Consider the following 6,232-nt stretch of genomic DNA (forward strand, 5'->3'; position numbering starts at 1 on the left):
CAGGTCAGTCGCCCGTCCGGACGGTCACCAGGGTCTCGCGGACGGGGGCGCGGACCGGCCCGAGCAGCATCGACAGCGCGGAGACCAGCCGGGCGGTGAGCACGGCGACCGCCGCGGCGACGAGGTCGACGACCGCGTGCAGGACGACACCGTCGGCACGCGCCTGCACGCCGGTGCGGAACGACAGCGCGAACACCGTGATCGCCAGGACGACGCCGACCGCCCAGACCGCCCACCACACGAGCAGCTGTCGCGACGGTCGTGGCCGGGCGTCGGCGGGCCGGTCGAGTGCGCCGTGCTCGATCTCGGCCAGCACCGACCCCGGCACCGACAGGTTCACCACGGGCACCAGCCAGCCGACGACGATCTCCCGGCCCGACCGGGACGCCACCCTGCCTCCGCGTTCGGCGCCGGCCCGCGCGGCCCGGACCGACCAGGCGACGACGAGCAGTCCGGTGAGCAGGCCGAGCACCGTCACCAGCCAGCCGGCCCCGGCGACGAGCATGTCCGACGCCGACACCACGCCCGCCGACAACGCCCCCGACCTGCTCAGCACCAGGAGCACGTAGCGCCAGATCTCGGCGCCCGCGGCGAGGACGGCCACCGCCGCGGTCGCCCACAGGGCCGGGACGATGGTCAGGGCGAGGGTGCGGGCGCGCAGCCAGTCGGCGACGGGCTCGGGCGCGGTCTCGCGCTGCCACGGCAGCGCCGGGAAGCCCCAGCGCGGGACGCCGCGGTAGGACGGCGGCCCGGAGTAGGGACGTCGGGGGGCCGGACGCGCGGGGGGGCCGGCGCCGGGTGGGGGCGTCGCGACCCAGCGGAGCGACGCGCGCTGCCGCGCGCAGTAGGGGCACGGGCCCCAGCCGGGGGCGACGGGACGTCCGCACGACGGACACGCGACCGGGCCCGGCGGCAGGCTCCGCGGCGGCAGTGGCCGGGGCATCGCGGCCGGTGGGTAGCCCTGCTGCGCGGCACGGGGCGGGGCCGGTGCGGCCCAGGGCGGCGGCCCGTACCCTGCCTGCGGGCCGGCCGCAGCGTGGGTCGGAGACACAGCGGTCGGAGGGACGGCGTCCTGCCACGTCCGCCCGGCGGGCTGCGGCGGCCACGCCGGTGCGGCGGGCCACGCCGGGGACCAGGCGGGCCGCGGGATCCCGGGGCCGGTCCGCGAACCCGGTGGCCCCGCCTCAGGAGCGGGTCCGCCGATCGCCGGCCCGGGGTCCGGACCCGTCGACGGGGACACGGCGCCCGGCACCGGATCGGGCGACGAGCCCGGGTCCCGGCGCGCGTCGTCGGGGACCCCGGCGGGGTCCTGCGGCGCGGCACCGTCGGGCACGGACGGCCGCGTCAGACGATCTCGGGCGTGCGGTCGCCGTCGGCGACGACGGGCCGGCCCTGCGCGGCCCATACCTGCATGCCGCCGTCGACGTTGACCGCCGGGTAGCCCTGCCCGACGAGGTAGGCGGTGACCCGCGCGGAGCGGCCGCCGGACCGGCAGACGACGTAGAGCGGATCGGAGTCGGGGATCTCGCCGAGGCGGCCGGTGAGCTCGGACATCGGCAGGTGCGCGGCGGTGGGCGCGCGCCCGGCGTCCCACTCGTCGGTCTCACGGACGTCGAGCAGGGGGGCGTCGGCCGGCACGTCGGCGACCGCGACGGACGGGATGGGACCGGTCATGTCGCCGATCCTCGCATGCCGGACGTCAGCCTCGGGTGAGCGCGGCGTCGGCGGTGACCCGGTCACCCGGTCACCCGGTCAGTGAAGATCGCGATGTCGAGGGCGGGCGACCCGACGGCGCTCACCGGCAGGCTTCCCGCAGGCGCCGCGTGTTCTCGATTTCGCGGCGGATCTCCAGCGCGCGCGGGTCGAGGGTGCGCTCCGCGTAACGGACGACCCTCAGTCGCCGAACCGTGACGGGCTGTCCTCGACCGTGTCGGCGCTCAGGCCGAGCCGTTCCGGTGCGTGCAGGCGCAGCAGCTGCTGGTCGGCGTCGGCGGGCCGTTCGCGGCGGGTCGCGCGGCTGACGACGACCATCGTCAGGAACGCCAGCGGCACGCTCACGACGGCGGGCCGGTGCAGCAGCGTGCCCAGCAGGCCGGTGGACGCGGCCCCGGCGAGACTGGCGGTGACCGCGCCGAGCGCGACGATCCCCCCGACGAGGATGCCCCACGTCGCGCCACGGGCGGTGAGCCCGCGCCACCAGACGCCGAGCACGAGCAGTGGGCAGAACGTCGACGCGGCGACGGCGAACACGAGCGCGACCGACTCGGTGAAGTCCAGCCTCGTCACGAGCAGCGCCAGCAGGATGGGCACGGAGCCGGCGAGCAGCGTTGCGACGCGGACGTCACGGAAGCGGCCGGGGAGCACGTCGGTGGACAGCACACCGGCGACGCTGGAGAGCAGACCGGACGACGTCGACAGGAACGCCGACCAGGCGCCCGCGGCGACGATCCCGCCGAGGACGGTGCCGGCCCAGCCGGTGCCGAGGACGGCGGTGGGCAGCAGCAGGACGGCGGCGTCGGTCTCGCCGGACACCAGCAGCTGCGGGGTGTAGAGCCGCGACAGCGCGCCGAGGAGGATCACGAGCAGGTAGAACGCGCCCAGCATGCCGAGCGCGACGACGGCGCTGCGGCGGGCCGCCCGGCCGTCGGGGTTGGTGTAGAAGCGGCCCAGCACGTGCGGCAGCCCCATCGTCCCGAGGAACGTCGCGAGGATGAGGGAGTAGACGGCGAGCAGGCCGTACTCGTCGCCGTCGGCGAACGGGGTCAGCCAGCTCGCGTCCTGGACCGGCGCGCCCTCCACGACCGGCACGGGCGAGCCCGCGTCGAAGTCCAGCCGGGTGCCTCCCTCTACGGTGTGCAGCCCGGGCTGCCAGGTCAACGGCCCGTCGACGGCGGCCCCGTCGACCTCGCCCGCGGCGCGCAGGGTCAGCGGGCCGTCGGCGCGCAGGACGACGCCGGTGGTGACGTCGACCGTCGTGGCCTGGGAGAACGACGGCGGTGCGGGCCGGTCGAAGGTCTTGTCGTTGCCGAGGAAGAACATCAGCGCGATGACGGCGGGGATCGCCAGCGCGGTGAGCTTGAGCCAGTACTGGAACGCCTGCACCAGCGTGATGGCCCGCAGCCCGCCGAACGCCACGGTCACCGCGATCACGACGCCCGCCGCGACGACGCCGACCCACTGCGGCAGCCCGGTCACCGTCGCGATGGTCAGCCCGGCGCCCTGCAGCTGCGGCAGCACGTACAACCAGCCCACGACCAGCACGAACACGGTGCACACCCGGCGCACCTGGGCCGATCCGAGCCTGGCCTCCGCGAAGTCCGACGGCGTGTACGCGCCCGAGCGGCGCAGCGGGGCGGCGATGAAGAGCAGCAGCGCGAGATAGCCGGCGGTGAACCCGACGGGGTACCAGAGCGCGTCGACACCGTCCTTGAGCACGAGCCCCGCGATGCCCAGGAACGACGCCGCCGACAGGTACTCCCCCGAGATCGCGCCGGCGTGCGCGGCGGTGCCGCTGTTCCGGGAGGCGACAAGGAAGTCCGAGGTGCTGCGCCGTCGCACGCCGTAGGAACCGACGAGGGCCGAGGCGACGGCGACGAGCACGATCGCGACGACGGCGGCGAGCGCGGCGGGGTTGGCGAGCGCGGCCGGGTTCACGGGCGGTCGGCGGGGTCGCCCGCGCGGTTCGGCGAGAAGCCGAGGCGCTCGGGAGCGTGCAGGCGCAGCAGGATGCGGTCGGCGTCGGCGGGCCGCGACGCCCGGGTCCGCCTGCTCACCAGGATCATCGTGAGGAACGCCAGCGGCACCGTGACGGCGGCGGGCCGTTCCAGCAGCACGCCGGGCACCCCGCCGGGGACGATCCGCAGCAACGTCAGCGTCGTCGCGACGGCGGCCGTTCCCCCGCCGACGAGTACCCCGGCGATCCCGCCCGCCGGGGTGAGCCCGCGCCACCAGATGCCGAGCAGCAACAGCGGGCAGAACGTCGACGCCGCGATCGCGAACACCAGGGGCACCGTCAGTGCGAGGTCGAGCCGCGGCACGGTGAGCGCCAGCGCGATCGGGACCACCGCGGACGCGACGGCGGCCAGCCGGAAGTCGCGCAGCCGGCCGCGCAGCACGTCGGTGAACAGCACGCCGGCGAGGCTCACCACGAGTCCCGACGACGTAGCCAGGAACGCCGCGGCCGCGCCCGCCGCGACCAGCCCGCCGACGAGCCAGCCCAGCCACCCGTTGCCGAGCGCCGCCGAGGGCAGCAGCAGGACCGCCGCGTCGGTGTCGCCGGACACCAGCAGCTGCGGGGTGTAGAACCGCGACATCGCCCCCAGCAGCGCCACCAGCACGTAGAAGATACCGATCATCGCGAGGACGACGACCGTCGTGCGGCGGGCGGCCCGGCCGTCGGGGTTGGTGTAGAAGCGCACCAGGACGTGCGGCATGCCGATCGTGCCGAGCGCGCACGCCAGCAGCACCGAGTAGATCTCCAGCAGCCGCCCCGGCCCCGACCCGGACAGCGGTGCGAGCCACTCCCGGTCGGTGGCCGGGCTGCCCTGCGCGGTCGGGACGGGGGCGTCGGCGGCGAACCGCAGCGTCGCCCCGCCGGTCACGGTGTGGGGGCCCGGTTCCCAGCGGACGGGCCCGTCGACCCGTGCGCCGTCGACGTCGCCGGACACCGTCACCGTGAGCGGCTCGGTCACGTCCAGGACGACGTCGGCGTGCACGGACACCGATGTCTCCGCGGTGAACCGTGGCGGGGCCGGCCGGTCGAACGTGCGGCCGTCGAACGCGAACAGGGCGACGATGACCAGCGCGGGCACGGCCAGCGCGGTGAGCTTGATCCAGTACTGGAACGCCTGCACGAACGTGATCGACCGCATCCCGCCGCCCACGACCCCGAGCACGACGACGATCCCCGCGCCGACGATCCCGCTCCACGGCGGCAATCCCGTCAGCACCGTCAACGACAGCCCCGCACCCTGCAGCTGCGGCAGCAGGTACAACGCCCCGATGAGCAGCACGAACGCCGAGCAGACCCGCCGCACCCCGGTCGACCCCAGCCGGGCCTCCGCGAAGTCGGGCACCGTGTACGCGCCCGACCGGCGCATCGGTGCCGCGACGAAGATCAGCAGAGCGAGGTAGCCCGCCGCGAAGCCGATCGGGTACCAGAGCGCGTCGACGCCCTCGCGCAGGATCAGGCCCGCGATGCCGAGGAACGACGCCGCCGACAGGTACTCCCCCGACACGGCCCCCGCGTTGACGACGGGCCCGACGGTACGCGACGCGACGAGGAAGTCCGACGTCGACCGGGCAACCCGGACGCCCAGGGACCCGATGACCGCCGACGCGACGGCGACGAGACCGATGGCGACCAGCGCGATGACCGCGGACGTGCTCACCCGGGCTCAGTCCTGCACGTGGTCGGCGAACTCCTGCTCGACCTTCTCCGCGGATCGGGTGTGCCACCAGCCGAGCAGCAACAGGAACGGGTAGACCAGGACACCCAGCAGCAGCCACGGCAGCCGCAGGCCGAGGATGTCGACCCGGCCGATCTCGGGGAACAGCGCGAACAGCGCCGGCAGCGACCCCAGCGCGAGCACCGCCACCGCCGCGACCCGCAGCGCCAGGCCGAGCTGGTTGCCGATCAGGTTGGAGCGCAACAGGTCGCCGACCGACGTCAGCTCCTGCACGTCGACGACCGTCCGCACCGACCGATGGTTCTGCCGGCGCTCCGACAGCACGACCCGCACCCGGCCCGACGCGTGGTCGATCTGCCCGGTCGCCGGGTAGGGCATGGTCTGCTCGACGGCGGAGACGCCGTCGGCGACGGAGAGGTACTCGGCGTACTCGTCGTGCTCGTCGGGGGCGTGGCCGTCGTGCGCGCGGGCGTTCCCGGCAGCCGCGTCGTCGGCGCCGGCCTCGTCGATGTCGGCAGCCGGTCCGGACGCGGCCGACCACAGGACCCGGGAGACGTCGTCCTCGTCGTCGTCCTCGGTGGCGACGTACCCGCCGTCGTACTCGTCGTCGTAGTCGGGCGCGTCCGCGGTGTACCGCGGGCCGGAGCCGGTCCGCTCGTCGACGCGGGGCTGTTCGGCCGTGACGTCCTCGAACGGCGGGTGGGCCTGCTCGGGGGCGACGGGATCGACGGGATCGGCGACGTACGCCGCGCCCGCCGGCGGGACCGGCCGCGGCAGGGTCCCCGGCGGCAGGGTCCCCGGCGGCAGGGTCCCCGGCGGCAGGG

Annotated in this window: 5 protein-coding genes; all 5 read right to left on the bottom strand. The window is 75.5% G+C overall.

Going from position 1 to position 6,232, the window contains the following annotated elements:
* Positions 1-4 precede the first annotated feature (4 nt).
* Positions 5-943: a DUF4328 domain-containing protein gene (locus tag TOK_RS34890; protein ID WP_141566345.1), complete on the bottom strand. Its 939-nt coding sequence runs from the start codon at positions 941-943 to the stop codon at positions 5-7.
* Positions 944-1,344: 401 nt separating this feature from the next.
* A complete protein-coding gene (locus TOK_RS10810) occupies positions 1,345-1,674 on the bottom strand; it encodes a rhodanese-like domain-containing protein (RefSeq protein WP_098957702.1) in 330 nt (109 codons plus the stop codon).
* A 219-nt stretch (positions 1,675-1,893) separates the two neighbouring features.
* Positions 1,894-3,654, bottom strand: a complete 1,761-nt coding sequence (locus TOK_RS10815; protein WP_098957692.1) for a cation acetate symporter — start codon at positions 3,652-3,654, stop codon at positions 1,894-1,896.
* The gene (locus TOK_RS10820; protein ID WP_098957693.1) at positions 3,651-5,390 is read right to left on the bottom strand and encodes a cation acetate symporter; all 1,740 of its coding nucleotides are present in this window, start codon (positions 5,388-5,390) and stop codon (positions 3,651-3,653) included. Before TOK_RS10820 ends, TOK_RS10815 begins: the two co-directional genes overlap by 4 nt.
* A gap of 6 nt (positions 5,391-5,396) precedes the next feature.
* A partial coding sequence (locus tag TOK_RS33340; protein ID WP_216361933.1) for a hypothetical protein occupies positions 5,397-6,232 on the bottom strand: 836 nt, incomplete at its 5' end.

It is taken from the genome of Pseudonocardia sp. N23 (assembly GCF_002583555.1).
In the GTDB taxonomy this organism is placed as follows: domain Bacteria; phylum Actinomycetota; class Actinomycetes; order Mycobacteriales; family Pseudonocardiaceae; genus Pseudonocardia.

Excerpts from the sequence above, each read along its gene's own strand:
- TOK_RS34890 (WP_141566345.1), bottom strand. The coding sequence starts at position 943 with ATGCCCCGGCCACTGCCGCCGCGGAGCCTGCCGCCGGGCCCGGTCGCG.
- TOK_RS10810 (WP_098957702.1), bottom strand. The coding sequence starts at position 1,674 with ATGACCGGTCCCATCCCGTCCGTCGCGGTCGCCGACGTGCCGGCCGAC.